The organism is Mesorhizobium sp. ESP7-2 (assembly GCF_020164715.1).
Lineage (GTDB): Bacteria > Pseudomonadota > Alphaproteobacteria > Rhizobiales > Rhizobiaceae > Mesorhizobium.
This window is the reverse complement of the sequence record NZ_JAIUGQ010000001.1, coordinates 97,804-123,683: the sequence shown is the minus strand read 5'-3', so window position 1 is coordinate 123,683 and position 25,880 is coordinate 97,804. Positions and strand designations below refer to the sequence as shown.

The window sequence follows — 25,880 nt, the reverse complement described above, 5'->3', positions numbered from 1 at the left end:
TGCAGGGTCTTCATCGATGCAAATACTCCGCCGGTTTGTGCGTAACCGTGATGGCAACGTCCTCATTATGTCAGCGCTGCTCTTGCCGGTGCTCATCGGCATGGCGGCGCTCGTCACGGAATATGGCGGCGCGCTGGTCGAGCGGGCCGGCAACCAGCGCACGGCAGACCTTGCAGCCTATGCCGGCGCTCTCGCCTACAATGCGACGAAATCGACCGACCTGATGACGGCGGCGGCGGTCAATGTCGCCACGCTCAACGGCGTCCCGGCCGCCGATGTCCAGGCGGCGCTGGTCACCTCTCCCAAGACTTCCGGCATGAATGCCGTCTCGGTGTCGATTCGCACCCAGAAACAACTGCTTCTGGCGCGCGTGCTCAACGACCGCCAGCAATTGCAGATCTATGCCAATGCCGTCGCCGAACTCGGCGCGCAGGCGCAGACCCCCGGCTGCATGCTGGCGCTGGACGGCACCCAGACCGGCATCACGCTCTCGGGTGGCACCAAGATCACCGCGCCCAAATGCACGGTGTCGTCGAACAACACCGTGACCGTTCCCTGCGGCACGTCCATCTCGGCGATCGGCGTGAACTACAACTCGGCGGCGGCGCCCAGCCAGCCTTGCAACGGCATCACCGGCCCGAACGGCACGGACGCGGTAATCGCCAAGAAATCGACGCCCGATCCGCTGGCCGGCAATACCGCCATTGCCGCGGCGGTCGCGCGTTTCAGCACGGTCGCGGCGATGTCGACGACGACGGCGCCGACAGCGCCGACCAACAGCACCGGCAACAACATCGACTTTGCCTGGAACCAGGGCTCCACCCAAGGCCAGGCGACCGCGCTCGGCTGCACGGCAAGCTGGGCATCCCCGACGTCGACCTGGACGCTGAATTGCGGCAGCACGACCACGGTCAATATCGGCACAATCACCATTGGCGGCGGCATCAACCTCAACTTCGCCACCAGCGGCGCGGCAACCACCGTCTACAACATCGCCGGCGATCTCACGACCAGCGCCACCACCAATTTCGGGCCGGGCACCTACAACTTCGCCAAGACTCTGACCACGGCGGGAACGACCACATTCGGCGCCGGCACCTACAATATCGGCAAGCAGGTCACCACCGCGGGAACCACCACTTTCGGCGCCGGCAATTTCAACTTCACCAAGGGGCTGACGACCGGCGGCGGCGGCACCACGACCTTCGGCGCCGGCACCTTCAAGTTCGGCATCAGCGACAATACCTGCGGCGGCATCGCGCGCGTCAGCCTCTGCAACACCAGCACGCTCACCTTCGGCGGGCCGAGCACGTTCGAATTGCCCGGCGGGCTCAACAACACCGGCGGCGCCGTCATCACCTTCGGCTCCGGCACCTCAAACAGCTACAAGATCGGGCCCGGCGGCAACGGCGATGCCATCACGCTCGGCGGCGGCTCCACGACCATCATGGCCGACGCCACCAGCTCGGGCGTGTTCCAGGTCATCGGCAATGTGAATGGCGGCGGCGGTGGCAGTTGCTTTGTCGTGCCGGCCACGGCGCAGCACGACATCGAAGGCAACTTCATCGCCTCGGGCGCCGTCCTGCTCGGCGCCGGCGTCTACACGATCGACGGCTATTTCGCGCTTGGCGGAAGCGGTGGCGGCAGCGCCAGTTGCGGCGGCTCGACGGTCAGCGTCAGCGGCGCCAACGTGACGCTAGTGCTGTCGGGCAAGGCCAAATCGAGCTCGGGAAGCTGCAACGGCTATGTCTTCTGCGTGGCGGCCGGCTACAGCAATATCGTGCTAACCGCGCCGCAGACCGGCGCCACTGCGAAGCTCGCCGTTATCGGCCCGACATCGACTTCGGTGACCGCGGGCGCCACCTTCGCCGAGGGCGGCTCCAATGCACAGATCTCCGGCGCCTTCTATTTCCCTTACGGCCCGATCACCATGAATGGCGGGTCCAGTGTTCTGGGCTCGTCGACCGATTCAAGCAAATGCCTGCAGATGATCGGCTCGCTGATCACGCTCTCAGGCGGCACGGCCGCAGCGTCGGAATGCATCGCCGCTTCCAGCTCCAGCGCCAGCAGCAAAGTGAGTCTTGTCCAGTGACGATCCTGAGAGGTTTCAAAACTGTCATGGCGCACGCGTCGCGGCAGTCCGCGTTCGCCCGCTTCCTCACCCGAGAGACAGCCGGCGCTTCGGCGGTCGAGTTCGCCCTGATCAGTCCCGTGCTGATCCTGATTCTGGCTGGAATGGTGGACATCGGCGCCTCGCTGAAGGCGAAGTTCGATCTGAGCTCGGCGGTGTCAGCAGGTTCCAACTACGCGCTGCTCGGCGCCGACAAGGTCAATTCCACCGGCGGCGGCACGCTTGCCGCCAATATCACAGCGGTGGTGGCGGGCGGTCTCGGCAGCGCCGGCGGCCATGTCCAGGTCGTCATCAATAATGGCGCCACCATCGCCTACGACACCAGCGCCGCAACCGCGATCCAGAGCGGCACGGCATCCGGCGCCGACCTCTGCTATTGTCCAACCGGCTCTGCCGGCAGCGTCACCTGGGGCTCGTCGGTGACCTGCGGCTCGACCTGCCCGGCCGGCGGCATTGCCGGCAAGTTCGTGACGATCAGCGCCAGCCGGCCTTTCTCGCCTCTGTTCGGCGGTGTCGGCGTCGTCAAGAGCGGCACAATCACCGTCCAGGCCATGATGCAGCCAAAATGAGACCCCTTGTCTTGAAGCGCCTGACCGCGTTCATCCGTGACAGGAGCGGCGCCAACGCCGTCGAATTCGCGCTGCTGTCGGTGCCGCTGCTGCTGGTGCTGTTTGGCACGGTGGAGTTCGGCCGCATGTTCTGGACGCAGCATGTACTGCAGGATACGGCCACCGCAGGTGCGCGTTGCGTGGGCGTGCTGCAGAGCCACTGCACGCAGAATGGCGTTTACAGCGCAGCCAACACCATAAGCTACATCAGCAGCATGGCTGCCAGCGACGGCCTCGAGCTGGCCGGAACCGACATCAGCATCGACAACAACACGACCTGCTCGGGTCTCACGGGATTCACGACGGTGCGGATCTCCTACACATTCTCGACCGTGCTGCCATCCTTCCTGACCGCTTTGGCCAACGGCCCAGTGCTCGGCGCCACGGCGTGTTTCCCCAACCAAGGCGCATAGTCTCCGCAGAAACGGACGGTCTCAGCCGACTGCTTCGGCATGTTTTGCGCTCTTGCCAGCCAGCACGGCCTGCTCGACCAGTGCCGCAACCTCGTCGGCCACCACCTTCAGCGGCGCGCGATCCCGGGTGGCGCGAGCGATCACCATCAGCCCCTCCAGTGACGATTCGACCAGCAGCGCCAGAGCGTGCGCGCGACGCTCGGGCACTCCTGCCCTGACGAAGGTCTCGCGCAGCAAGCCGATCCACCGTTCGAAGGCGGAACGGCACAGTTCGACAAGCTCGGGCACATCGCCTGGCGAGTCCAGCACGACCGGCGCGACCGGGCAGCCGAGCGAGAATTCATTCTCTTCCAGCATGTGTCCCACCGACTGATAGATGTGATGGACGGCGACCGCAGGATCGCGTTCGGCGGCCAAAGCCGCGCCCAGCCGCTCGGTCACGTCGGCCACGCTGGCGCGCGTCACCTCGATGACCAGTTGGTCCTTGCCGCCCGGGAAATGGAAATAGAGCGAGCCGCGCGGCGCGGCGCTGGCACTCAAAATGTCGCTGAGCGAAGTGCCGTGATAGCCGCGCCGCCGCAAAAGCAGTGCCGTCGCCTCGATCATCCGCGTGCGTGTGTCCGTCGCCATGTCAACCCCTGTCAGGAGTGCGCATTATAGGGCTTGTCCAAAATATGACAATCGGTCTACATAATATGTAAATCGGTCTACATATTTGGGGCACATGTTCGGCAAGGTCGTCGTCATCGACGGCGCGTGAACCCATTCATCAACCAGAGGAGAGAGCAATGACAATTCGCGACGCATCGGCCGAATGGCAGGGCACACTCAAGGAAGGATCCGGTCGGCTCAGGCTGGGCAGCGGCGTGTTCGAGGGCGCCTACTCGTTCCCGTCCCGCTTCGAAAACGGCCCCGGCACCAATCCGGAGGAACTGATCGCGGCCGCCCATGCCGGCTGCTTCTCGATGGCGCTCACCGCCATTATCGGCAGTGAAGGTCATATCCCAAGCGATATCCACACGATCGCAAAGGTGCATCTGGGGCCACCGCGGCCGGGCCGACGATTACCCGCATCGACCTCGAGACGGAGGCGAATGTCGCCGGGCTTGCCGCCGCCGACTTCGAGCGGCTGGCGCAGTCGGCCAAGGCTGGATGCCTTGTCTCGCGGGCGCTGGCCGGCGTCGCCGCGATCACCCTGAAGGCGAACCTCATAACTCACTAAGGACGGAAGGAGAAAATCCAGTGAGCCAGGAATCGATCATCGACATCGCCACGGCCAACCGCTCCGGCGAAACGGCTGAAATCATGCGGCGCTATAACGACGTGTTCCAGCATCACGACCCCTCGGCACTCGACGAATTGGTGGCGCAGGACTGCGTGATCGAGAACACCACACCGGCGCCGGAGGGCGCGCGCCGAGCCGGTAAGGCTGCCTGCGTCGAGTTGTGGTCGGCGATCGCCACCGCACCCGGCACGCACTTCGACATCGAGGAGACTTTCGTGGCCGGCGACCGCGCCACGATCCGCTGGCGCTACTGGATGGCTGACGGCAATTCGCTGCGCGGCGTCAATCTGATGCGCGTCGCGGACGGGCGGATCGTCGAGGCGATGGGTTACGTCAAGGGCTAGTGCATGTCGCCCGGAAGTGTCCTCGGTTCCGGGACAACGACATGCATGAAATGAGAAGCTTACAGCAGGTCGGGCGAACCCTATTCGCCGCGACATGCTGTAGGCCGCGCGATCACCTGTCCGCCAGCGCCAACTTGGCGCCGAGCATGACGAAGGCGCCGGCAAACGTCCGACGCATCCAGGTCAGCACCATCGGCCGCGACACGACATGGCTGCGGATCGAGGCCGCGAAGATGCCGTAGCCGACGAAGACCACGAAGGTCAAAAGCATGAACACCGAGCTGAGCTCCAGCATCTTCGACAGTGCATTCGGTTCGGTGGTGCTGACGAATTGCGGCAGGAAGGCGAAGAAGAAGATCGACAGTTTCGGATTGAGGACGTTGACGAGGATGCCGGTGGCGATCACCTTGCCGGCCGAGCGCGGCGCGACATTGTCCTCGACGCTCAGGCCGCCCTTCTCCTTCAGCGTGTTCCAGGCCATGTAGAGCAGGTAGGCGACGCCGAGATATTTCAGGGTCTCGAAGGCGACCGCACTGGTGTGCAGCAGCGCCGCAAGGCCGGTGATGGCAGCCGCCATGTGCGGTATGATGCCGAGCGTGCAGCCGAAGGCTGCGATGATCGAGGCACGTGCACCGCGCGAAAGCCCGGCGCTCAGCGTGTAGAGGACGCCGGTGCCCGGCGAAGCCACGACAATCAGCGACGTCAACAGAAATTCGATGCTCAAGATGATTTCCTCCGGCACCCTGCCTGACGCAGCCTAGCCAGCAAGCGGGGTGCGCACAACCGACAGACACTCGCCACTACAGCATGTCGCGGCGAATAGGATTCGCCCGACCTGCTGTAAGCTTCTGATTTTATGCATGTCGTTATCCCGGAACCGAGGACACTTCCGGGCGACATGCATTAGGACGCCGCCTGTTAAGAGGTAGAAAATCCGAGCGCCCGGCGTGCCATCAGGCACTCCTCATCGCCAGGCATGCAGGCGCGGCAGACATCCGGTCGCATTTCGTAGATGGTGCAAGCGGTCGACTTGCCGACTTCGCCTGATAGGGCCGAACAGCGCACGCCGTCACAGCGCATGCCCGACAGGTCGGCCGCCACGAATTTCTCCGGGATGCGATCGAGCTGCGTGTCGTCCTCGGTGGAGAAGCGCGGCCACTCGGCCGAATAGGAACAGCAGGCGCCGCAGCTCTGGCAATCGAAGACAGCAGCGATGTCCGACGACGGCAGGCTGGTCGTGGCTGCCACGGCAAACGGCCCCGAAGCGGCAAGGTTGCGATCGGCATCCCGAGGCAAGGTGCTACTTCTTCTTGCCCGTCTTGCCCTTCGGCGCGTCGACCGGCGACTTGAACAGATCCGTCGCTGTCTCGGCTGCCTTCGGCGCAGCAGCCGGCTTGGCCGGCTTTGCGGCGGAAGCCGGTGCTGCCGGCTGGTCCTTTGCAGAGAATTTTATGGCCATGTCAGTCCTCGTCGGCGAAACGCGATGACGGTGCGCGCGGATTGCGCAAGCGGCCGATCAACGCCGAAACCGCCGTGATGTTCATTTCCTCGGGCGACCAGTTCCTGGCTTCCGCGATGTGATGCGGCGCCAGCTCACGATGCGTGCTGCCGCTATAGGCAGCATCCTGATAGGTGACCCGCTCATGGGTCTTGGCGTCTTCGCGGATATATTCGATGAGGTAGTTTGGGCACTCGGCCCGGCCGCGCACGCCGACACGCACCTGGGCATCGCCATGGGCGCGCTTGCACCGTTCGAGTTTTTCCAGCACGCGCCGGACATATTCGACCGGCTTGTCCAGGGTTTCGACCATGTCGGCGATGGTCGCATCGGCGGCGATCGGCGTTGGCGGTACGCGCTTAGTGGCCATCAGCGTTTTCCGGCTCGTTTCGGCAGCGCCGCGAATGCTGCGGCCGCCACCATCTCGTCGGCCTCCTTCTCCAGCCGCAGCTCGCGCAAGCGCGCGGTCTTGGCTTCCCGCGCCTGGCTGACTGCATCGCGCTCGGATATGATGCGGTTGAGCGACATCGACTGGGTTTGCGTCTTGCTGAACAGCGACACGGCCGGATCAACGGCTGTCTTCGAATGGGCGGTCAAAATCTTTCTCCTGTCAGGAGCCTGGTGCCGATAGGGCGAGACCGGGTCTTCGGTCAGGACCATGCACAAAGCAATGCGGCGGCGGATTCAAAATGCTGGAGCGTCCCTTAGCACGTTCAGCCCAATGCGCAGCGCATTTTCGGCGGCAACGAGCGTAAAATGAAAAAGGCCAGGCACCGCCTGACCTTCCCTGGGAGCGCCGCGCAGCCGGCTGGACGCACAAGCAAACTCTTGATGGGCGTCACAGGCGTTGGAAACTCAGGTTTCCGTGGCCATGCGCCCGAATTCGCCGTTCACCGGTGCCAGTACATCCGTGGTCACCGGGACGGCAGAATTCTTTCTTCAGGCCGCCTTCAACTGGTCGGCGGACATCTTGCCCGACTTGTTGTCGCGGACCATCTCGTAGCCGAGCTTCTGGCCCTCGACGATGTCGCGCATGCCGGCGCGTTCCACGGCCGAGATGTGGACAAAAACGTCGGCGGAGCCGTCGTCAGGCTGAATAAAACCAAAACCCTTGGTGGCATTGAACCACTTAACTGTGCCGGTGCTCATGACGAACCCTTTCCATGGCAAATATTCGTTCGCCGTCATGCGGATGCATAACGTCGTTGTCTCGATTTTTGATGTGGGAAGTTCGTCAAAGACGCACTCGAAAGCGCGGATAACAAAAGTCAATCAAACAAATATCGACGAATTGCTTGTAGGGGTCTTTTGGCGGCTTGTCAAATTCGGATGACCCAAGCCGTGGATTCGCCAACCGCGGGCACCGCGGCGCACCGGACACCACGCCGTGTCAACTCGAAAAAAAATCGCCGGATCCCGGAACCATCCCTGCAAACGCGCATTTTCTCCATGTCATCAGCAGTTCATGAGAGCAATCGAAAGAAAGGCTGATGGCAAAGACGCCCCCCGCGAGCTAACAGGCGCGAGGGGCGTTCTATTTGACGAGAACCATGCGCCCCATTTTCCGGAACTACGCCCCAGGCCTATTCGTCGGGGCCTGGCTCCGGCCATGTCTCCCTTGCGGCTTCGGCATACCATTGGCGCATTGCCGGTGTTGCCAGAACCGCGTCGACATAGGCCCTGGTGTCGGGCGCCAGATCGCCGCCATAGGTGTCGAAACGGGTGACGACAGGCGCGTACATGGCGTCGGCCGCGGTGAAATCGCCGAACAGGAACGGACCGCCCTTGCCGTGTCTGTCACGGCACTCGCGCCACAGCGCCTCGATGCGGGCACGCTGGACCTCGCCCTCGGCGTCGAGCGGCTTGTGAGCCTTCGGCCGGCGCAAGTTCATCGGCCAGCCATAGCGGACTTCGCGAAACCCGGAATGCATCTCGGTCGCCGCCGAACGCGCCAGCGCCCGGGCGCCGACATCGGCTGGCCACAGCTTTTTCTCGGGAAAGAGATCGGCGAGATATTCAAGGATGGCAAGGGTTTCCCAGACGATCCTGCCACCGTGATTCACCGGCTTGTGAATCAGAACGGGCACCTGACCGGTCGGCGACACTTTCGCCAGATTGGCAAAAGTCTCGGGCGTGCGCAGCCGCACCAAGACCTCCTCGAACGATATCTCCAGCTGCCGCATCGCCACCCAGGGCCTGAGCGACCAGGACGAAAAGCACTTGTTGCCGATATAGAGCGTGAATTCCGACATCTGTCCCCCTTTGCGGCCTCTCTCCTTGCGGAGTGCGCTTGCCGGACCCTAGCCTGCCGGCCGCCGAAAGGCACCTGTTTTGCCGACACAGGCAGCGGCTGCTGGAACCGAAGCCGTGCCGGCTCGTTTGCCCAGGCGGACCAAACCCGGGAGATGCGCAAAATGGTGAACAAGGATCAGGTCGCCGGCGTGGCCAAGCAGGTGAAAGGCTCCATCAAGCAGGCGGCCGGCAAGGCGACCGGCAACAGACGGACGCAGGCCGAAGGCATGGCCGACAAAGCCACCGGAAAGGTGCAGAAGGCCTATGGCGACGTGAAGGACAAGATCAAGAAAGCGCTTTGACCGCTGTAAAAAAAAGGCCGCGTCGAGCGGCCCTTTTCACGTCTTCAGCGACTTGCTGAAGGCGTTGGTGAAAATCACGTCGCCATGGTCGTCGCCGGCTTCACCCAACACGACGTCCAGGCTGTCTTCGGTGACACGTGCCAGAGCGAAGCCGCCCATATAGGCGGCTTTCGGCTTGAAGAGGTCGAGGCCGTTGCGTTGATAGATCATCGGCACCTCATGCTGATGACCGTGGAAGACGGCAACGACGTTGTAGCCCTTCAGGGCTGCCAGCAATGCCTGACGATCCGCATCGCTCCACCAATGCGACGCTCCCTTGCCGCCCTCGTCGAATACTCTCTTGGCGGGGTCCCATCGCTCCATCGAAAAACTGTCCCAGCCATAGTGCTGGAACAGGACGACTGGGCGGCCGTCCGCCGCATAGGTGCCCAGGTCCTTCTTAAGCCAGGGCAGGCTGTTGTCGGCGCCATGGCCGGTATCGCCGGCGAAGCGATGGGTCTGCACCAGATGCAGGCCACCCCAGTCCCATGAATAGCAGTCGGTGTTGACGTCGTAACTGGTGGCCGGCACCGGGGGCTTGAAGAACACCCCGGCACGATGATTGACCTCGACATAATCGCGCATTTCGCGCCGATACCAGTCGACATGATGCGGCGGACCGTTCTGATCGAGATCATGATTACCGAGCCCGACATAAACCGGAACATGCACGCGGTCGGGACCCATGCCTTGCTGATAGCGCTGGCTGAACTGCAGAAGTTGGGTGCCTTCGCTGGGCTCGGTGATCTGGCCGCCGCCATCGTCTGTCATGTCACCGCCGACGACAAGGCCGAGTGGCGTGCCGATGCGGCCGCCGGCCGAATGCAGGCCCGTGACAATGCCGTCGATCTCGGCCGGCCAATCCTTGTCACCGATGGCGTTCAACGCCGCGACGTTGCGCAGCAGCGCCGCGTCCGTCTTGCCTTCCCGCTGGCAATTTGGGCTCAAGCCGCTTGCCATGCGGCAGGCATGGACATCGGCGACGAACAGGAAGGTGGCGTCGACAGGCTGGATGCGCTGCCCGGTCTGACCGAGCGCCGGGCGTGAAAGCGCACCGGCCGCGGCGAGACCGGCGGCCTGCACCAGAAAACCGCGGCGCGAGAGCAATGGGGACGAAGGGCGATTCATCATCGGGGAATTTCAGCATGGAGAGCGGGCGGCAGTAAAGTTCAGATCACGCCATTGCGATCGTCGTATGGAAGGAGCCGCCCTATCGTCATCGACAGCACGACAGGCGTCTGCCATGTCTAGGGGCATCCAGATCAAGCTCTATGGCAAGGGGAAGGCCATGAAGACCCTATCGGCTGGCATATCAGCGATCCTGTTCACCGCCGGCGCCGCACATGGTGGCCCGTGCGTCGACGCGAAATCGGCGAGGAATGGCTTTGTCCTGGCAAGACCCGGTATCCAAAGCGAATTTCGGCCAGCGGCGGGTGGGATGATCTCCGTCACCAACACTTACGAGCAGCAATCACCGCAGAAGCAGTTCCTGTATGCCGGCCTGATCGAGGTTTTTCGCGACAGCGAGACCGGTCGACTGGCAATGATCCCGTTTTCCGATCTGCGAAAACTGTTTCCACTGAAGGCGGGAGCCAAGAGCACGATCGAGTTCGTCGAACTGTCGCCGAGCAAGCAGCCGAAGGCCACCAAGACGCTGACGCTGGCCGTCAAGGGCAAGGAGACCTTCAGCCTGGGCGACTGCAAATACAATGTGCTCGCCGTCAAGGAAACCTTCAAGAACGGAGTCGGAGAGACGCTCGACGCCTTCACCGCGCTCTATTCACCCGATCTGCAGGCTGCCCTCGCCCGGCGCTACGATGAAGGGACCAGCGCGGAATCGGTGAACGGTTACGAGACGATCAAGCCATTGGCCGAGTAGGAACCGGCTTTCAGCGCTGTCGGGGCGTCGACGGCAAAGCTGAGCTGTAGCCTGCCTCAAGTGCTGCCGAACCGCCGCAGCACCCTGCGACGTCGTCTCACCCCCGGATCGCCTTGCGATGATGCCGTTTGCGAGGCGCTCCGCTCGAACGCCGCAAGGCAATCGCGCAACGGCGTGGCGTCCTGCGCTGCCTTGGCCATCGACATCGCGCCGGAATAGGCGGCGACGGCAACCACCGCAAAATGCTCGGGATCCGTGCCTTGCTCCCTGCCTTCCTGCTGGTCGGCTCTGACCTTGTCGGCGATCGCCTGGCGCCATGCCGCGAAGACGCCGGCAAGGGCAATCCGGAATTCGGGATCGGCGAGCGAGAGTTCGTGCGCCAGATTGTTGAGTGGGCAGCCGCGCACGAAACCTTGCCGTTCCAATTCCGCCGCCACGGCTTCGAACACGGCCCGCACACCTTCGCGCGCCGAAGCCGCCTGCCGGACCGGCGCGATCCACGTCTCCTCAACCGCCGCCGCCACGCGCTCGTCGATGACCGCCAGCGCCAGTGCCTTCTTGGTTGGGAAATGATGATGGAGCGCGCCACCGCTGACGCCGGCCACCGCCATCAGGTCGCCGAGGCTGGAAGCATGGTAGCCGCGCGCCTGAAACGCGACTTCCGCGACATCGAGCACTTTCCTGCGCATGCCCTCGGGGTCGTTGATGCGTTTGCCTCGGGCTCGCCTTGGCCGGACGTCGATCTCTGCTGACATTACCGAAGGATAGCATGTTGACAAAACAGGGCAACCAGTCTGTTTATAAACAGGATGATCAACCTGTTTTGGAGAACGCCGGATGAACCCGATCCCAAAGGCCGCGCCGAAACTGGCGGCACTCGCCTCGCCGATCGTCGAATTGCGCCAGTACAGGTTGAAACCCGGCCGCCGCGAAACGTTGATCGAGATCTTCGACACGGAGTTCATCGAAAGCCAGGAAGACGCGGGGATGACGATCATCGGTCAATTCCGTGACCTGGACCGCCCCGACATGTTCGTCTGGATGCGCGGTTTCGAGAGCATGGATGCACGCAAGGACGCCCTGAGCGCGTTCTATGACGGCCCTGTATGGGCGGCGCACCGCGATGCCGCAAACGCGACGATGATCGATTCCGACGATGTGTTGCTGCTGCGGCCAGCGTGGCTGGATGCCGGCTTCGATCTGTCAGGGTTGCGACGGCCAACGGCGGTCAAAAACACAAGCGATCGGAATCGGTTGCCCGGCCGGGTTGAGATTTCGATCCATCATTTGCGGCCGGGCACCGAGGCCGACTTCGCCGGACGTTTCCGGGCGGAGATGGTTGCGCGGCTTGCCCAGAACGGCGCGCGTCTGCTCGGCGCCTTCGTGACGGAGCCGGCCGCAAACACGTTCCCTCGGCTTCCCGTGCGTGCCGGAGAAAACGTCTTCATCGCCGTTGCCGGCTTCCACGACGCCGACGCCCATGCCAGCCATCGCCTCGTGACTTTGCCGGCGTGGCGGGCGTTCGGCCAGGGCACGCAAGCCGTCAGCACAAAACCGGCCGAGACGTTGCGGCTGGTGCCCACGGAGAGATCGCTGTTGAGATGATCAGCGGCCGGTCAACATTCCCGCGATCGTCGAGGCGACAAAGGCCGGGTCTTCCCAATGCGGATTGTGACCGCAATCTTGCGCCCATACGAGGCGAGAGCGGGGCAGCGCCTCGGCCAACGCCTGCTGGTGCGTCTCTCCGAAAAGCGGATCGCACGCGCCGCCGATGATCAACGCCCTGGCCCGCACGGCCCGTGCATCGGCAGTAAGGTCCGTGATGCGGACTTCCTCCAGAACGGCACGCCAGCGGGCCGCCGGCATGGCGGAAGCTTCCTTCGCCAGGCCGGAGAGAAAGGGCTGAGGTACCGAGGCCCCGCAAGCATGCCACCAGGCGTAGAACGGATCGGCCGGCGATATCGGGTCGCGCAAGGCCTGGATGCCGACCGGCAACGGATGGTCCGGCGTGAAGCCGGGCTTGAGCGTGCTGGCCAGCACGACCAAGCCGCCGATGAGGTCCGGCTGCCGCGCGGCCAATGCAATCGCCACCATGCCGCCCAGCGAATGACCGACGACGACAGGCCGGTCCAGCCGCAGGTGCCGGATCAACCCGGCAATATCCCAGGCGAAATCCACGACGCGGCAGCCGTCGCCCGCCCGCGAGGCGCCATGGCCGCGCAGATCCGGCATGATCAGCCGGCGGCCGGCCAGGTGCGGCGCCAGCAGCGAAAAGCTGCGGCTGCTATCCGTGAAACCATGAATTAGCAACAGCGGCGGCCCGGCGCCGGCGATCTCGACATAGGCGATGTCGAGATCGCCGGTATCGGCCCATTGCTTGCGGCCAGCCCAGGCGTCCTGTTCCACCCCGGCTAGGGGCAAGGCGTCCGGCGGCCTCACAGGCCGAGCTTTTCCTTGACGGCGGCAAGACCTGGCTTGCCATCGAAAGTGGTGACACCGGCCAGCCAGGCATCGAGGCGGTTCTTGTTCAGCGTGATCGCCTTCAGCGCTCCGTCCTCCGGCTTCATGCCGTCATTGATGAGGTAGCCCATGCCGACATTCTCGAAGTCGATGTCGAAGACGAGATTCCTGAGGAACTGCGCCACGTTCGGGCATTCCTGCAGGTAGCCCTTGCGCACCTGCGTCGTCACCGTCGCGGCGCCGAAATTCGGGCCGAAGAACTTGTCGCCGCCGGTCAGATACTTGAAGTCGTACATGGTGTTCATCGGATGCGGAGCCCAGCCCTGGAAGACGATGAACTGCTTCTCCTTGATCTCGTAGCCGACCTCCGACAGCATGCCGGCTTCGCTGGACTCGACCACGTGCCAGCCATCGAGGCCGAAGGCCGGATCGGCGATGGCATCCATCATCAGCTGGTTGGAGCCGGGCTCGATGCCATACATCTTCTTGCCGAACTTGTCGGCGAACTTGTGCAGGTCGGAGACGTCCTTGACCCCTGCCTCCCACGCATAGGTCGGCACGGCAAACGTGTATTTGGCGCCGACGAGATTGACACGCACATTCTCGATCGAGCCGTCCTTCTTGTAGGGTTCGTAATAGGTCACCATCGCCGGGTCCCAGTAGCCCAGGAACAGGTCGAGATCCCGGTTCTTCATGCCTTCGTAGATGACGTTGATGCCGAGCACCTCGCTCTGTGGCTGATAGCCGAGCGCTTGCAGGAGCACATTGCCCACCCCCGTGGTGAAAGCGAGATCGTTCCAGCCGGGCTCGGCCATGCGGACCGCACGGCATCGCTCGGCGTCCGCCGCCCGGGCCGCCTGCGAGGCCAAGGCCAGGGCGGCAAGACAGGTGCCACTTGCAAGGATGCGCAACATTCTCGTTCTCCTCATCGCTCATATTGACCAATTGGTCTTTTTATTGTCCCAATGGTCAATGATTGATCTCGCGGGACGAAAATGTCAACGTGGATTCGTGATGCATGGAACGATCCCGTGAAACTGAAGCGCCTTGGCGACATACGCCGCAAGGAATTGCGGCAGGCGGCGTTCGCGGTTCTGGAGCGCGAAGGCATTGCGGGGGCCACGCTGGAGAAGGTCGCCGCCCATGCCGGCGCCTCCAAAGGCATCGTGCTGCACTATTTCCGCAACAAGCAGGAATTGTTCGAGCACGCCATGCGCGAGGCCAATGCGGTCCTGTGCAACGCGGTGGTCGCAAGGCTTCGCCAGGCACGGACGTCGATGGAACGCCTGGATGCGGTGATCGAGGGCAATTTCGAGGAGCATCTCTTCCTGCCGCCTCTTTGCCATGCCTGGCTTTCGCTCTGCGCCGAGGTGCCGCGCGATGAAAAGCTGGCACGCATCCAGAAGGTCATTCACGGCCGCATGCGCTCGAACCTGTTATCCGGCCTGCGCGGCCTCACCTCGCCCGGCGAGGCCGACGACATCGCGCTTGGCGTCACGGCCTTGATCGACGGACTTTGGCTTCGGCTCGGCCTCCAGCCAGGCAGCGTCTCGCGCGAACAGGCGATCCGGCAGGTCAAGGGCTATGTCGCCGCGCGGCTGAAGGCGCGCGCACTCTGACCATCACGCGCGGCTCCGATTTCGAGACGATGCTGCGCCAGACCAGCCGTCCCGCCGAACAGCCGGAACTGCCGTCGCTGTCGGAGCCGATGCCGGAGATGATCTGAGAATACGAAGCTGCCCATCCCCAACTGGGCGGGGGAGCATCTTCAACCGATTTGCACCTTCAGCGTCCGCAATCTCTGCTTGAAGCCGTTTGTGCAACGCGATACGCCCTTGCGCAAATCGACAGACCGGAGATTTCCCGTGAGCGCTGAAAAAACCAGAACCGAAACCGATACGTTCGGTCCCATCGAGGTCGCCGCCGACCGGTATTGGGGCGCGCAGGCGCAGCGTTCGCTGGGAAACTTCAAGATCGGTTGGGAAAAGCAGCCGGCTTCGATCATGCGCGCGCTGGGTATCGTCAAGCGGGCGGCGGCGGAAGCCAATATGGAGCTCAAGCGGCTCGATCCTACCATCGGCAAGGCGATCATCGAGGCCGCGCAAGAGGTCATCGACGGCAAGCTCAACGACCATTTCCCGCTGGTGGTCTGGCAGACCGGCTCCGGCACGCAGTCCAACATGAACGCCAACGAGGTGATCTCGAACCGCGCGATCGAAATGCTGGGCGGCGTCATGGGCTCGAAAAAGCCGGTGCACCCGAACGACCACGTCAATATGAGCCAGTCGTCGAACGATACCTATCCGACGGCCATGCACATCGCCTGCGCCGAGCGGATCATACATGACTTGATCCCAGCGCTGCACCACCTGCACAAGGCGCTCGCCGCCAAGAGCCGGGACTTCAATCACATCATCAAGATCGGCCGCACCCACACGCAGGATGCCACGCCGCTGACGCTGGGCCAGGAATTCTCCGGCTACGCGGCGCAGGTCGCCTCTTCGATCAAGCGTATCGAAATGACGCTGCCCGGCCTGCAGGAACTGGCGCAAGGCGGTACCGCAGTCGGCACCGGCCTCAACGCGCCGATCGGCTTCGCCGAGCGGGTGGCCGATCGCATCGCGGCCATCACAGGCATCGCTTTCGTCACCGCGCCGAACAAGTTCGAAGCGCTCGCCGCCCATGATTCCATGGTGTTCTCGCATGGCGCCATCAACGCGGCGGCGGCGGCCCTGTTCAAGGTCGCCAATGACATCCGCTTCCTCGGCTCCGGGCCGCGCTCGGGCCTCGGCGAATTGTCGCTGCCGGAAAACGAACCCGGCTCCTCGATCATGCCGGGCAAGGTCAACCCGACCCAGTGCGAGGCGATGACGCAGGTCTGCGTGCAGGTGTTCGGCAACAATGCGGCGCTGACCTTCGCCGGCAGCCAGGGCCATTTCGAGCTCAATGTCTACAATCCGCTGATGGCGTATAATTTCCTGCAGTCGGTGCAGTTGCTGGCCGATGCATCGGTTTCGTTCACCGACAATTGCGTCGTCGGCATCGAGGCGCGAGAGGACAACATCAAGGCGGCCCTCGACCGTTCGCTGATGCTGGTCACGGCGCTTGCGCCAACCATTGGCTACGACAACGCCGCCAAGATCGCCAAGACCGCGCACAAGAAGGGCACGACGTTGCGCGAGGAAGCACTGGCAACCGGACTGGTCAGCGAGGCCGACTACGACCGCCTGGTGCGGCCGGAGGACATGACCCATCCGGGGTGAAGCGATTCCAGGAAAAGAGCAAAGCGGTTTTCGGGCCGGAATTGCGTCAGATCGCGGCTGACGTTTTTCGGCGGGAGAATTTACTCCCGTCACCGCATCGTCCGACACGAATTTCGCGCGTTCTGCCCGATCACGGAAATGTATATTCTGTGAACAATGTGTCACCGCATAGCTGACTTTGGTGAACAGTCTGCATCGTCTATCTGAGTGGCCATTCAACCCATTCGGAGAGCCACCATGTCCATCAACACTTCCGCCGCCGCCACCGCGTCCAACAGCTCTGTCACCATCCTGCTCGGCCGTATCCTGCTCGCAGTCATTTTCCTGCTTTCCGGATTCGGCAAGCTATCAGCCATTTCAGGCACGGCCGCCTATTTCGGTGGCCTCGGCCTGCCGGCGCCGATGGCGACGGCCGTCATCGTCGGTCTGATCGAGCTGCTTGGCGGCCTTGCCGTCCTCGTCGGTTTCCAGACCAGGGTCGCCGCTTGGGTCCTCGCCATCTTCACGATCGCAACGGGGCTGGTCGCCCACACCGGCTGGGCCGACCAGATGCAGATGATCCAGTTCCTCAAGAACCTCGCCATCACCGGCGGCTTCCTGCTGCTGGCCTCTTCGGGTGCCGGCGCGTATTCGATCGACGCCAGGCGCGGCTGAGGCTTCCCCTCCCAAGGACCCGAAAAAGCGGCGCGGAATTTCCGCGCCGCTTTTTCGTTGTGTGGCTATAGGCGTAGACTGCGATGGTCGCCGGTGACCGTGCCGGCAAGGGAGAGTGCCATGGCCCGCAACGCATTGCTTCTGGTTTCGCGGCTGCTGTTTGCCGTGCTGTTCGTGCCGTCCGGCTTCCAGGCGCTCGCCAATATTGCCGGCACCACCAGCTATTTCTCCGGCCTTGGCCTGCCGCTGCCAGCGCTCGCCGCCTGGGGCACCGGCCTGTTCGAGCTGATAGCGGGGCTTCTGGTGCTCGTTGGATTCCAGACGCGGATCGTGGCGCTGCTGCTGGCAGCCTTCTGTATCGCGGCCGGCTACATCGGCCACTATGGCCAAGGCGCCGGCGATGCGACGCTCGCCTTCCTGCACCAGCAGATGCTGATGAAGGATATCGCGATATCGGGTGGTTTCCTGGCGCTTGCCATGGCCGGCGCCGGCGCATGGTCGGCCGACGGACGGGCTTCGGCATAGGCGCCGAGGCGACTTGACTATTTCACCGACACACTCTGCCCGCCCTCGACCGCCAACTCCAGGCGGCGGTTGGTGATGCGCGCCAGCTGCGCCAGCCGGCCGGCCGGCCGTTCGCCATAGAGGTCGGAAAGCGAAGCCGGCAGCACCAGCGCCAGCGCGCCGTTGGGGCGGCTTTCCCATTTCAGCCTCGGCATGATGCCGGGCATCGCGGCCGTCAGCAGGTAGACGACGCGCATCATCGCCGCCAGCACGCGGGCGCGCTCCAACAGGCGGGGCGGCGCCAGCGCCTTGATTTCGGGCGCCACCAATTCATTGAAGACGCCGTCATGACGGTAGGCGTTGGTCAGCGCCAGGTAGGCGCGGCCGGGATGATCGACACCGATGAAGGACGCATGAGCGATGATGTTGAGCGATTGCTTGCCGCGATATTCCGGATGAGCGCGCCAGCCGATATCGGCGAGCAGGCAGGCGGCGTGGCGATAGCGCGCTTCGTCTTCCGTCTCGTCGATGCCGAACGCCTTGAAGGCCCTGCCGGTCCATTCGACCAGATCATGCGCATGATGGACCGAACGCGAACGCAAGAGCGCAAGCTCCTCGGCGGCCGAGATCAGCGGATCGGCCTTCTGCTCGGCCGCGTCGAGCAGCGAATAGAGAAAACCCTCGCGCACGCCTTGCGCCGAAACGACGATCCTGGACGGCTGCATCGCCGTCATGATTTCCTGCAGCACGAGAGCGCCGTATGGCAGCAGCGAGCGGCGGTTCTTGGAGACGCCCTCGATACCCCTCACCTTTTCGACCTCCCCCCTGGCCACCTGCTTGAGGAACGTTTGAGCACTTTCGGCCGATATCTCGTAGTTGTGCATGACGCCGAGCGGATAGTTGTTCATCTCCATGTGCAGTCTGGCGAGGTTTCGCCAGGTGCCGCCGACAGCGTAGAAAGTCCTGCCCTGCCCGCCCTTCAACAGCTTGGCCCGGGCCAATTCCTGGCGCGCGATCTTCTGCGCCTGGACGAGCGAGTTCTTCGCCATGTCCTGCAGGCGCAGGCCGCCAAGCGGCAGCGTGATGCCGTCGCCGATGGCCTCGCCATCGATGTCGATGAGCTCCAGGCTGCCGCCGCCAAGGTCGCCGGCAATGCCGTTGGCCGGATGGAAGCCGGAGATGACGCCCAGCGCGGAATAATGCGCTTCCTGGCGGCCGGAGAGCACGCGGATCTCGGTCTTCAGCACATCCTCGGCGCGATGGATGAAATCGGGACCGTTGATCGCCTCTCGGGCCGCGGCGGTTGCCAGCACGTACATGTGTTCGGCACCGGCCTGGTTGGAGAGCGCGCGGAAACGGCGAAACTCCTCCATCGAGCGCGCCACCCCTTCGGGGTCGAGCTTCCCCGTCGACACGATGCCGCGGCCGAGGCCCGCCAGCATCTTTTCGTTGAACAGCGTGGTCGGCGAACGCGCCAGCCCCTCATAGACGACAAGACGGATCGAGTTGGAGCCGATGTCGATGATGGACAGCGGTCGGCGGTCCTGCAGCCGGCCCTGGGATTTGGACAGCATCAGGTGGTGGCGTTCTTCTTGCGGCGCTTGAACTGCGCGATTCGCTTGGGCGCATGCGATTTCAGCGCGTCACCCCGTCCCGACAGGCTCGGATTGGTCATGAAATATTCCTGCGCGTTGAACGGTTCCTCACCCTCCTCCAGCACCACGCGCCGGGAGGTTCCATCAGCCAATACGTCGAAACTTTGCTGATTGTCCATGATGTTGCCCAGCATGATCTGGCCCAGAATCTGTTCATGCACAGTTGGATTGGTGATCGGCACCATGGTCTCGACGCGGCGGTCGAGATTGCGTGGCATCAGGTCCGCCGAGGAGATGTAGACAATCGCCTCGTCCGAGGGAAGGCCATGGCCGTTGCCGAAGCAATAGATGCGGCTGTGCTCGAGGAACCGGCCGACGATCGACTTGACCCTGATGTTCTCCGACAGGCCCGGCACCTGCGGCCGCAAACAGCATATGCCGCGCACGACAAGGTCGATTTCCACCCCGGCGCGGCTGGCGTCGTAGAGCGCATCGATGATGATGGGGTCGACGAGCGCGTTCATTTTCATCCAGATGCGCGCCGGCCGTCCCTCCAATGTGTGGGTGACCTCGTCTGAAATGTGCTGAAGGATGCGGTTCCTCAGCGTGAACGGCGATATCGCCAGCCGCATTTCGGCGGTCGGCTCGGCATAGCCGGTGATGAAATTGAACAGTTGGGCGACGTCACGGGCGATTGTCGGATCGGTGGTGAAGAAGGACAGGTCGGTGTAGATGCGCGCGGTGACCGGGTGGTAGTTGCCGGTGCCGAGATGGACGTAATTGCGCAGCTTGCCGTCCTCGCGCCGCACCACCAGCGACATCTTGGCGTGGGTCTTGAGTTCGAGGAAGCCGAACACGACCTGCACGCCGGCGCGTTCGAGATCGCGCGCCCAGCGGATGTTGGCCTCCTCGTCGAAACGCGCCTTGAGCTCGACCAGCGCCGTCACCGACTTGCCGGCCTCGGCCGCGTCGACCAGCGCACGCACGATCGGGCTGTCGTTGGAGGTGCGATAGAGCGTCTGCTTGATCGCCACCACTTCGGGATCGGCCATTGCCTGGCGCAGGAACTGCACCACGACGTCGAACGACTCGTAGGGGTGATGGACGACGATGTCTTTCTCGCGGATGGCGGCAAAACAGTCGCCGCCATGCTCGCGGATGCGCTCGGGAAAGCGTGGGTTGTAGGGTATGAATTTCAGGTCGTCGCGGGGGACGGAGACGATCTCGGAGATCTGGCTGAGCGCCAGCGGCCCGGTGAGCACGCTGATGCGGCTCGACGAGACGCCAAGCTCGCCAGCGACGAAATCGCGCAATTCTTCAGGCATCAACATATCGAATTCGATGCGGATGACCGAACCGCGGCGGCGCCGCTTCAGCGCCGTTTCGAACAGCCGCACCAGGTCTTCCGATTCTTCCTCGACCTCGATATCGCTGTCGCGGATGATGCGGAACGTGCCGGAGCCCTTGACCTCGTAGCCGGGGAACAGCTTGCCGATGTAAAGGCCGACCGCCTCTTCCAGCGGAATGAAGCGGACATGGCGCTTGCGGTCCGGCAGGCGGATGAAGCGCTTCAGCGCCACCGGCAGGCGCAGCAGCGCGCTCATCTCCTCGCCATTCTTGCGGTGGCGAAGCTGCAGCGCCATCGAGAAGCCGAGATTGGGAATGAACGGGAACGGATGCGCCGGGTCGATCGACAGCGGAGTGAGCACCGGAAACACCTGCTCCTGGAAATGCTCTTCCAACCAGGTCTTCTCGTCCTTGGTCAGCGCATCACGGGTGATGCTCTCGATGCCTTCCTTGTTGAGCAGCACCGTGAGTGCCGAAAGGCTCTTCTGCTGGTCCTCCTGCAGCCGCTCGACCTCACGCAGCAATTGTTCGAGCTGCTGTTCGGGGGTGCGTCCGTCCGGGCTTTTCAGCACGATGCCCTCGCGCACCTGGCCGGCAAGGCCGGCGACGCGCACCATGAAAAATTCGTCGAGATTGGCGGCCGAGATCGACAGGAAACGGACGCGCTCCAGCAGCGGGTGATGGGTGTTCAGCGATTCTTCGAGAACGCGGCGATTGAACTGCAGCCAGGAGAACTCGCGGTTGACGAAACGGTCCGGATTGCCTTCCGGGCTCGCTGCCGTGACGTTGTTGAATTCGCTCTGTACCGGCTTCAGTTCGTTCATGATTCCTGCTCTTCCGGCCGCCTCGGCCGGTTAACCGGCTTAACTTATCCTGTGGCAGGCTTTTGCGACAGTTCTCTGACAGGCTTTTGCGACAGTTTGATTTCATCGAACTTGCAAACAGGCTTGATATGATCCAGATGCAGAGAGACTGCGTTAAGGAGACGACGATGGCAGGCGGTTCCATTCCCCATTTCCAGAACGATGCGGGCCATCCGGCAATCGACATCGGGGTCAAGGAATTCATGTGCACGGGCGCCAACCCGCCTTTTGATCATCCGCATGTGTTTCTCGACATGGGCGACGACAATGAGAAAGTCTGCCCCTATTGCTCGACCCTCTACCGCTATTCGCCGAAGCTGAAGGCAACGGAAACGCAGCCGGCGGGCTGCCTCTACATCGACCAGGCCGCCTGACCTCCCGACCATGAGCGAGACGCGGTCCCGGCAGGTCGTGATTGCCGGGGCTGGAATCGCCGGGCTGACGGCGGCGATTGCCTTCGCCGAACGCGGCTACCCCGTAAAAATGTTCGAACAGGCCAAGCGCCTCGAAGCGGCGGGCGCCGGCATCCAGCTCTCTCCAAACGCGACGCGCATTCTGCGCCAGCTTGGGGTTTTCGACACGCTTCTTGCCAATGCCGTCAAGCCGGAAGCCGTGGTGCTGAAGGACGCCGCGAGCCTGCGCCAACTGGCACGCGTGCCGCTTGGCGGCGCCGGTGAGGAACGCTGGGGCGCGCCCTATCTCGTGGCGCACCGGGCTGATCTGCAAGACGCCCTGATGGCGCGCGTCGCGCAAATGCCCGACATCCAGCTTACCACCGGCGCGCAGGTCAGCAGCGTGGCCTCCGGTTCACTCGGTATCACCATGACAGACGGGGTCGGCCGCAAGATCATCGATACCGAAGGATCTCTGCTGGTCGGTGCCGATGGCGTCTGGTCAGCGGTGCGCAGGTTTGGCGTAACGTCCGCCCAAAGCAGGTTTTCGGGCGAATTGGCATGGCGCACCACGATCTCGGTCGACAGCGCTGCCGGCAATGCGTTTGCCGCGATCGGTGCCAGCGACTGCGTCACCACCTTCCTGCACCCCGGCTTTCATTTGGTCGCCTATCCCGTGAGCAAGGGGGACGCGTTCAACCTTGTCGCTTTCACCAAAGGCGAGCGCATTGCCGAAGGCTGGTCAGGCCTTGCCGATCCCAGCATCCTCGCCAGCGCCATGCGTGGCACGGCCGCAGGCCTTGCAAGACTGGTGGAATTGGCTGGCCCATGGCTGACCTGGCCGCTCCATACAGTCGAACGGAAGCAGCCCTGGACCGTGCCACCCGGCATCGCGCTGATCGGCGACGCCGCACATGCGATGACCCCGTTCGCAGCACAAGGCGCTGCCATGGCGATAGAGGATGCCGCGACGCTTGCCACTTTGATCGCCGACTTCCCCGGCGACCTGACGCAAAGCCTCACCATCTGGGAGAACCTGAGACGACCGCGCATCGAAAAGGTGCTGAAACGCGGCGCGCTCAACCGCCTCGCCTGGCACGCCCGGGGACCGGTGGCATTGGCGCGCAATCTGTTTCTGGCGACACGGCCGGGAGAGAATCTCGCGGCGGACTTGGACTGGCTTTATGGGTGGCGGCAGCAGCAGATCATCCGTCGCTGAAAGGAGCCCGCGGCAAAAGCTAATTGTACAGCCGCATCGACAACCCAAGCGACGCCGGCAGCGGGTTCCACCAGCCGGTGCGTAGGCCGGCGGTGCGCAGTGCCGCCGCCGTCCAGGTGTTGCAGCCCATCAGCGCGTTGAAACGGCCATTGGCCTCATAAAAGCGGTCGAAATTGGAGTAGGCGGCATTGTCGATGACGATCGGGCCGCTCGGTCCCTGCTGAAAACTCGCTTCGATGAAGTCGAGCAATGCGGCAAAATGGTCCTTGTCCACGTCGAAGCCGGCGACATCGGGATGCGGCTCGGAGATATCGCCGGCCACGTCGACATGCATCACCGAAGCGTCGAGTGTCAGAGCCTTGAATACGGGCAGCGCCTTCACTTGCGACCATGTCGGCGTTTCAAGGTAGAAGGCGCGCCCACCCCAGCCGAAGACAAGGTAGTGCACTTCGGGTGCGTCCGAAGGCAAGCCGGCATAGGCCAGGAAACGGAAGCGCCGGCGCACCTCATCGTCCACCGGAATGGCGATGTCGGTGTGGATCGCGTTCTTTAGTACCAATATGCGCCGCGTGCCCTCACCCGCGGCGGCCGCCGGCCAGAGCGGCCGCGGCACCAGCGTGCCGAGCGCCACGGCGAGCACCACTGCTGCAACCAGCATGACCAGGAAACGCAGGAGTTTTTTCATCGGTGCGGCTTCGCGGTTTCGTCGCGGCTCAATGAAGGCGACCATTATCCGATCGGCCAGACGCAAAAAACCCGGCCGTGGCACGGCCGGGCTTTCTCGAATCGGCGCCAGTCCGCTCAGTGCAGGATCTGCGACAGGAACAGTTTCGTGCGCTCATGGCGCGGATGATCGAAGAACTCAGCCGGCGTGTTCTGCTCGACGATCTGGCCCTGATCCATGAAGATCACCCGGTTGGCGACTTTCCGCGCAAAGCCCATCTCGTGGGTGACGCACAGCATGGTCATGCCTTCCTCGGCGAGGCCCACCATGGTCTCCAGCACTTCCTTGATCATTTCGGGATCGAGTGCCGAGGTCGGCTCGTCGAACAGCATGATGCGCGGGTTCATGCACAGCGAGCGGGCGATAGCCACGCGCTGCTGCTGACCGCCGGAAAGCTGGCCCGGATATTTGTTGGCCTGCTCGGGGATCTTGACGCGCTTGAGGAAATGCATGGCGATTTCCTCGGCCTGTTTTTTCGGCGTCTTGCGCACCCAGATCGGCGCCAGCGTGCAGTTCTCCAAGATGGTCAGATGCGGGAACAGGTTGAAGTGCTGGAACACCATGCCGACCTCGCGGCGCACCTCGTCGATCTTCTTCAGATCGTTGGTCAGTTCCTTGCCGTCGACGATGATCTTGCCCTTCTGGTGCTCTTCCAGCCGGTTGATGCAGCGGATCATGGTCGACTTGCCGGAGCCGGACGGTCCGCAGATGACGATGCGCTCGCCGCGCATCACCTTCAGATTGATGTCCTTGAGCACATGGAACTCGCCATACCATTTGTGCATGGCGACGATGTCGATGGCGACATCGGTGGTGGAAATATGCATCTTGGCGGCGTCGACCTTGATCTCTTCCGCGCCGACGGCGTTTTCGGTGGCCATGGCTGGGGTCCCCTTGCTTTTTTGTTTAGCGTTTGTAGCCGGTGTCGAGCCGGCGTTCCGTGTACATTGAATAGCGCGACATGCCGAAGCAGAACATCCAGAAGATGAAGGCCGCGAAGACCAGGCCGGATTTCGCGGTCTGCGCCGTCGCCCAATTGGCATCGGAGAAGTTCTGCTTGACGATGCCGAGCAGGTCGAACATCGAGATGATGAGAACCAGGCTGGTGTCCTTGAACATGCCGATGAAAGTGTTGACGATGCCGGGGATGACCAGCTTCAGCGCCTGCGGCAGCACGATCAGCCCCATCTTCTGCCAGTAGCCGAGGCCGAGCGAATCGGCGCCTTCATACTGGCCCTTCGGGATCGCCTGAAGGCCGCCGCGCACGACTTCGGCCATGTAGGCGGCCGCGAAAAGCGACACGCCGATGAGCGCCCTCAGATACTTGTCGAAGGTGACGCCGGCCGGCAGGAACAGCGGCAGCATGACGCTGACGAAAAACAGGACGGTAATCAGAGGTATGCCGCGTACGGCTTCGATGAAGATGATGCACAGCATCTTGACGATCGGCATCTTGGAGCGCCGCCCGAGCGCCAGCACGGTGCCCAGCGGCAATGACACGGCGATACCGACGAAGGACAGGCTCAGCGTGATCAGCAGACCGCCCCAGCGGGAGGTTTCGACATGCGGCAGGCCGAACATGCCGCCAACCAGAAGGAAGAAGGCAACGATCGGCAGCACCAGGAAGAGCAGGATCGCGTTCAGCCCCTTGCGCGGTACACGCGGTATCAGCATCGGCACCAGCAGTGCCGCGAACAGGATGGCGACCAGTATCGGCCGCCAGCGCTCCTCAATCGGATAGGTGCCGAACATGAACTGACCGAATTTGGCATTGACGAAAGCCCAGCAGGCGCCGCTCCAGCCGTCGGGCTGAATGCCGCCTTGCGCGACGGTCGCGCAGACCGTGCGGTCCGGCCCGGTCCACTGGGCGGAGAGGAAGGCCCAGTTGATGACCTGCGGCAGAATCATTGCCACGATGACAACGCCGAGGATCGTCAGGATGGTGTCCCCGGTGGTCGCGATTAGATTCTTGCGCACCCAGGCGACCGGCCCTCGTTCGCTCGTCGGCGCCCGCTCGGCCAACGCCATCTCGGTGCGCACCCAGGACAGATCGTGTTCCTGCATGGCC

Annotated in this window: 31 protein-coding genes; 14 read left to right on the top strand and 17 right to left on the bottom strand. The window is 63.2% G+C overall.

The window, feature by feature from the left end; all coding sequences use genetic code 11:
- Positions 1 to 16 precede the first annotated feature (16 nt).
- Genes LB543_RS00685 through LB543_RS00675 form a run of 3 tightly spaced genes read left to right on the top strand, consistent with a single transcriptional unit; the run spans position 17 to position 3,152 of the window.
- On the top strand, positions 17 to 2,092 hold the full coding sequence (locus LB543_RS00685; RefSeq protein WP_224612168.1) for a pilus assembly protein TadG-related protein: 2,076 nt from the start codon (positions 17 to 19) through the stop codon (positions 2,090 to 2,092).
- 26 nt (positions 2,093 to 2,118) lie between these two features.
- The gene (locus tag LB543_RS00680; protein WP_224612166.1) at positions 2,119 to 2,700 is read left to right on the top strand and encodes a TadE/TadG family type IV pilus assembly protein; all 582 of its coding nucleotides are present in this window, start codon (positions 2,119 to 2,121) and stop codon (positions 2,698 to 2,700) included.
- 11 nt (positions 2,701 to 2,711) lie between these two features.
- A complete protein-coding gene (locus LB543_RS00675; RefSeq protein WP_224590443.1) occupies positions 2,712 to 3,152 on the top strand; it encodes a TadE/TadG family type IV pilus assembly protein in 441 nt (146 codons plus the stop codon).
- Positions 3,153 to 3,173: 21 nt separating this feature from the next.
- Here LB543_RS00675 and LB543_RS00670 read toward each other — a convergent pair whose 3' ends face one another.
- On the bottom strand, positions 3,174 to 3,782 hold the full coding sequence (locus tag LB543_RS00670; RefSeq protein WP_224612164.1) for a TetR/AcrR family transcriptional regulator: 609 nt from the start codon (positions 3,780 to 3,782) through the stop codon (positions 3,174 to 3,176).
- Positions 3,783 to 3,940: 158 nt separating this feature from the next.
- Between LB543_RS00670 and LB543_RS00665 the strand changes: the two genes are divergently transcribed.
- Entirely contained in the window at positions 3,941 to 4,351 is a 411-nt protein-coding gene (locus tag LB543_RS00665) for an OsmC family peroxiredoxin (RefSeq protein ID WP_318012944.1), read from the top strand.
- A gap of 43 nt (positions 4,352 to 4,394) precedes the next feature.
- Entirely contained in the window at positions 4,395 to 4,781 is a 387-nt protein-coding gene (locus tag LB543_RS00660; protein ID WP_224612162.1) for a nuclear transport factor 2 family protein, read from the top strand.
- Positions 4,782 to 4,893: 112 nt separating this feature from the next.
- On the opposite strand, the gene LB543_RS00655 is transcribed toward LB543_RS00660, so the two are convergent.
- The 7 genes from LB543_RS00655 to LB543_RS00625 all read right to left on the bottom strand — a co-directional run bounded on the left by LB543_RS00655 (position 4,894) and on the right by LB543_RS00625 (position 8,531).
- Complete coding sequence (locus LB543_RS00655; RefSeq protein WP_023766446.1) at positions 4,894 to 5,505, bottom strand: LysE family translocator; 612 nt, start codon at positions 5,503 to 5,505, stop codon at positions 4,894 to 4,896.
- A 194-nt stretch (positions 5,506 to 5,699) separates the two neighbouring features.
- Positions 5,700 to 6,077 carry a YkgJ family cysteine cluster protein gene (locus LB543_RS00650; RefSeq protein WP_140808938.1) on the bottom strand — a complete coding sequence of 126 codons (378 nt, stop codon included), beginning with the start codon at positions 6,075 to 6,077 and terminating at the stop codon, positions 5,700 to 5,702.
- Between the two features lie 4 nt (positions 6,078 to 6,081).
- A complete protein-coding gene (locus LB543_RS00645) occupies positions 6,082 to 6,240 on the bottom strand; it encodes a hypothetical protein (RefSeq protein WP_140755699.1) in 159 nt (52 codons plus the stop codon).
- Position 6,241: 1 nt separating this feature from the next.
- On the bottom strand, positions 6,242 to 6,649 hold the full coding sequence (locus LB543_RS00640) for a hypothetical protein (protein WP_140808936.1): 408 nt from the start codon (positions 6,647 to 6,649) through the stop codon (positions 6,242 to 6,244).
- Positions 6,649 to 6,876: a hypothetical protein gene (locus LB543_RS00635; protein WP_224612841.1), complete on the bottom strand. Its 228-nt coding sequence runs from the start codon at positions 6,874 to 6,876 to the stop codon at positions 6,649 to 6,651. Before LB543_RS00635 ends, LB543_RS00640 begins: the two co-directional genes overlap by 1 nt.
- A 342-nt stretch (positions 6,877 to 7,218) precedes the next feature.
- Positions 7,219 to 7,428, bottom strand: coding sequence for a cold-shock protein (locus tag LB543_RS00630; protein WP_010915421.1), 210 nt, complete (start codon positions 7,426 to 7,428; stop codon positions 7,219 to 7,221).
- Between the two features lie 434 nt (positions 7,429 to 7,862).
- A complete protein-coding gene (locus tag LB543_RS00625; protein ID WP_140808932.1) occupies positions 7,863 to 8,531 on the bottom strand; it encodes a glutathione S-transferase family protein in 669 nt (222 codons plus the stop codon).
- Positions 8,532 to 8,684: 153 nt separating this feature from the next.
- Between LB543_RS00625 and LB543_RS00620 the strand changes: the two genes are divergently transcribed.
- Entirely contained in the window at positions 8,685 to 8,873 is a 189-nt protein-coding gene (locus LB543_RS00620; protein ID WP_224612160.1) for a CsbD family protein, read from the top strand.
- Between the two features lie 36 nt (positions 8,874 to 8,909).
- On the opposite strand, the gene LB543_RS00615 is transcribed toward LB543_RS00620, so the two are convergent.
- Complete coding sequence (locus LB543_RS00615) at positions 8,910 to 10,043, bottom strand: metallophosphoesterase (protein ID WP_224612158.1); 1,134 nt, start codon at positions 10,041 to 10,043, stop codon at positions 8,910 to 8,912.
- Positions 10,044 to 10,155: 112 nt separating this feature from the next.
- Here LB543_RS00615 and LB543_RS00610 point away from each other — a divergent pair, with 112 nt between their 5' ends.
- Positions 10,156 to 10,791, top strand: a complete 636-nt coding sequence (locus LB543_RS00610) for a hypothetical protein (protein ID WP_224612156.1) — start codon at positions 10,156 to 10,158, stop codon at positions 10,789 to 10,791.
- A gap of 56 nt (positions 10,792 to 10,847) precedes the next feature.
- On the opposite strand, the gene LB543_RS00605 is transcribed toward LB543_RS00610, so the two are convergent.
- On the bottom strand, positions 10,848 to 11,480 hold the full coding sequence (locus tag LB543_RS00605; protein WP_224612154.1) for a TetR/AcrR family transcriptional regulator: 633 nt from the start codon (positions 11,478 to 11,480) through the stop codon (positions 10,848 to 10,850).
- 148 nt (positions 11,481 to 11,628) lie between these two features.
- On the opposite strand from LB543_RS00605, the gene LB543_RS00600 reads away from it, so the two are divergent.
- Entirely contained in the window at positions 11,629 to 12,396 is a 768-nt protein-coding gene (locus LB543_RS00600) for an NIPSNAP family protein (protein WP_224612152.1), read from the top strand.
- On the opposite strand, the gene LB543_RS00595 is transcribed toward LB543_RS00600, so the two are convergent.
- Complete coding sequence (locus LB543_RS00595; RefSeq protein ID WP_224612151.1) at positions 12,397 to 13,230, bottom strand: alpha/beta fold hydrolase; 834 nt, start codon at positions 13,228 to 13,230, stop codon at positions 12,397 to 12,399. It abuts the gene before it with no gap.
- Positions 13,227 to 14,165, bottom strand: a complete 939-nt coding sequence (gene choX / locus LB543_RS00590) for a choline ABC transporter substrate-binding protein (protein WP_224612148.1) — start codon at positions 14,163 to 14,165, stop codon at positions 13,227 to 13,229. The genes LB543_RS00595 and choX overlap by 4 nt, the downstream gene beginning before the upstream one ends.
- Before the next feature lie 81 nt (positions 14,166 to 14,246).
- Here choX and betI point away from each other — a divergent pair, with 81 nt between their 5' ends.
- From betI to LB543_RS00570, 4 genes are all read left to right on the top strand, one after another.
- Complete coding sequence (gene betI, locus LB543_RS00585) at positions 14,247 to 14,870, top strand: choline-responsive transcriptional repressor BetI (protein ID WP_224612146.1); 624 nt, start codon at positions 14,247 to 14,249, stop codon at positions 14,868 to 14,870.
- Positions 14,871 to 15,116: 246 nt separating this feature from the next.
- The gene (fumC, locus tag LB543_RS00580; protein WP_224612144.1) at positions 15,117 to 16,514 is read left to right on the top strand and encodes a class II fumarate hydratase; all 1,398 of its coding nucleotides are present in this window, start codon (positions 15,117 to 15,119) and stop codon (positions 16,512 to 16,514) included.
- Positions 16,515 to 16,751: 237 nt separating this feature from the next.
- Complete coding sequence (locus LB543_RS00575; RefSeq protein ID WP_224612143.1) at positions 16,752 to 17,168, top strand: DoxX family protein; 417 nt, start codon at positions 16,752 to 16,754, stop codon at positions 17,166 to 17,168.
- Positions 17,169 to 17,288: 120 nt separating this feature from the next.
- On the top strand, positions 17,289 to 17,693 hold the full coding sequence (locus LB543_RS00570) for a DoxX family protein (protein ID WP_224612142.1): 405 nt from the start codon (positions 17,289 to 17,291) through the stop codon (positions 17,691 to 17,693).
- Positions 17,694 to 17,710: 17 nt separating this feature from the next.
- Here the strand turns inward: LB543_RS00570 and ppx are convergent, their stop codons facing one another.
- Both ppx and LB543_RS00560 read right to left on the bottom strand, forming a co-directional pair.
- A complete protein-coding gene (ppx, locus tag LB543_RS00565; RefSeq protein ID WP_224612141.1) occupies positions 17,711 to 19,246 on the bottom strand; it encodes an exopolyphosphatase in 1,536 nt (511 codons plus the stop codon).
- The gene (locus LB543_RS00560; RefSeq protein ID WP_224612137.1) at positions 19,246 to 21,438 is read right to left on the bottom strand and encodes an RNA degradosome polyphosphate kinase; all 2,193 of its coding nucleotides are present in this window, start codon (positions 21,436 to 21,438) and stop codon (positions 19,246 to 19,248) included. The genes ppx and LB543_RS00560 overlap by 1 nt, the downstream gene beginning before the upstream one ends.
- Positions 21,439 to 21,605: 167 nt before the next feature.
- Between LB543_RS00560 and LB543_RS00555 the strand changes: the two genes are divergently transcribed.
- Both LB543_RS00555 and LB543_RS00550 read left to right on the top strand, forming a co-directional pair.
- Positions 21,606 to 21,851, top strand: a complete 246-nt coding sequence (locus LB543_RS00555; protein ID WP_140755724.1) for a zinc-finger domain-containing protein — start codon at positions 21,606 to 21,608, stop codon at positions 21,849 to 21,851.
- Positions 21,852 to 21,861: 10 nt separating this feature from the next.
- The gene (locus LB543_RS00550) at positions 21,862 to 23,088 is read left to right on the top strand and encodes an FAD-dependent monooxygenase (RefSeq protein ID WP_224612135.1); all 1,227 of its coding nucleotides are present in this window, start codon (positions 21,862 to 21,864) and stop codon (positions 23,086 to 23,088) included.
- A 19-nt stretch (positions 23,089 to 23,107) separates the two neighbouring features.
- On the opposite strand, the gene LB543_RS00545 is transcribed toward LB543_RS00550, so the two are convergent.
- From LB543_RS00545 to LB543_RS00535, 3 genes are all read right to left on the bottom strand, one after another.
- The gene (locus LB543_RS00545) at positions 23,108 to 23,773 is read right to left on the bottom strand and encodes a TIGR02117 family protein (protein ID WP_140755728.1); all 666 of its coding nucleotides are present in this window, start codon (positions 23,771 to 23,773) and stop codon (positions 23,108 to 23,110) included.
- 116 nt (positions 23,774 to 23,889) lie between these two features.
- Positions 23,890 to 24,639, bottom strand: a complete 750-nt coding sequence (locus tag LB543_RS00540; RefSeq protein ID WP_032919731.1) for an amino acid ABC transporter ATP-binding protein — start codon at positions 24,637 to 24,639, stop codon at positions 23,890 to 23,892.
- Positions 24,640 to 24,718: 79 nt separating this feature from the next.
- Entirely contained in the window at positions 24,719 to 25,876 is a 1,158-nt protein-coding gene (locus tag LB543_RS00535) for an amino acid ABC transporter permease (RefSeq protein ID WP_224612133.1), read from the bottom strand.
- Between the last annotated feature and the right edge of the window lie 4 nt (positions 25,877 to 25,880).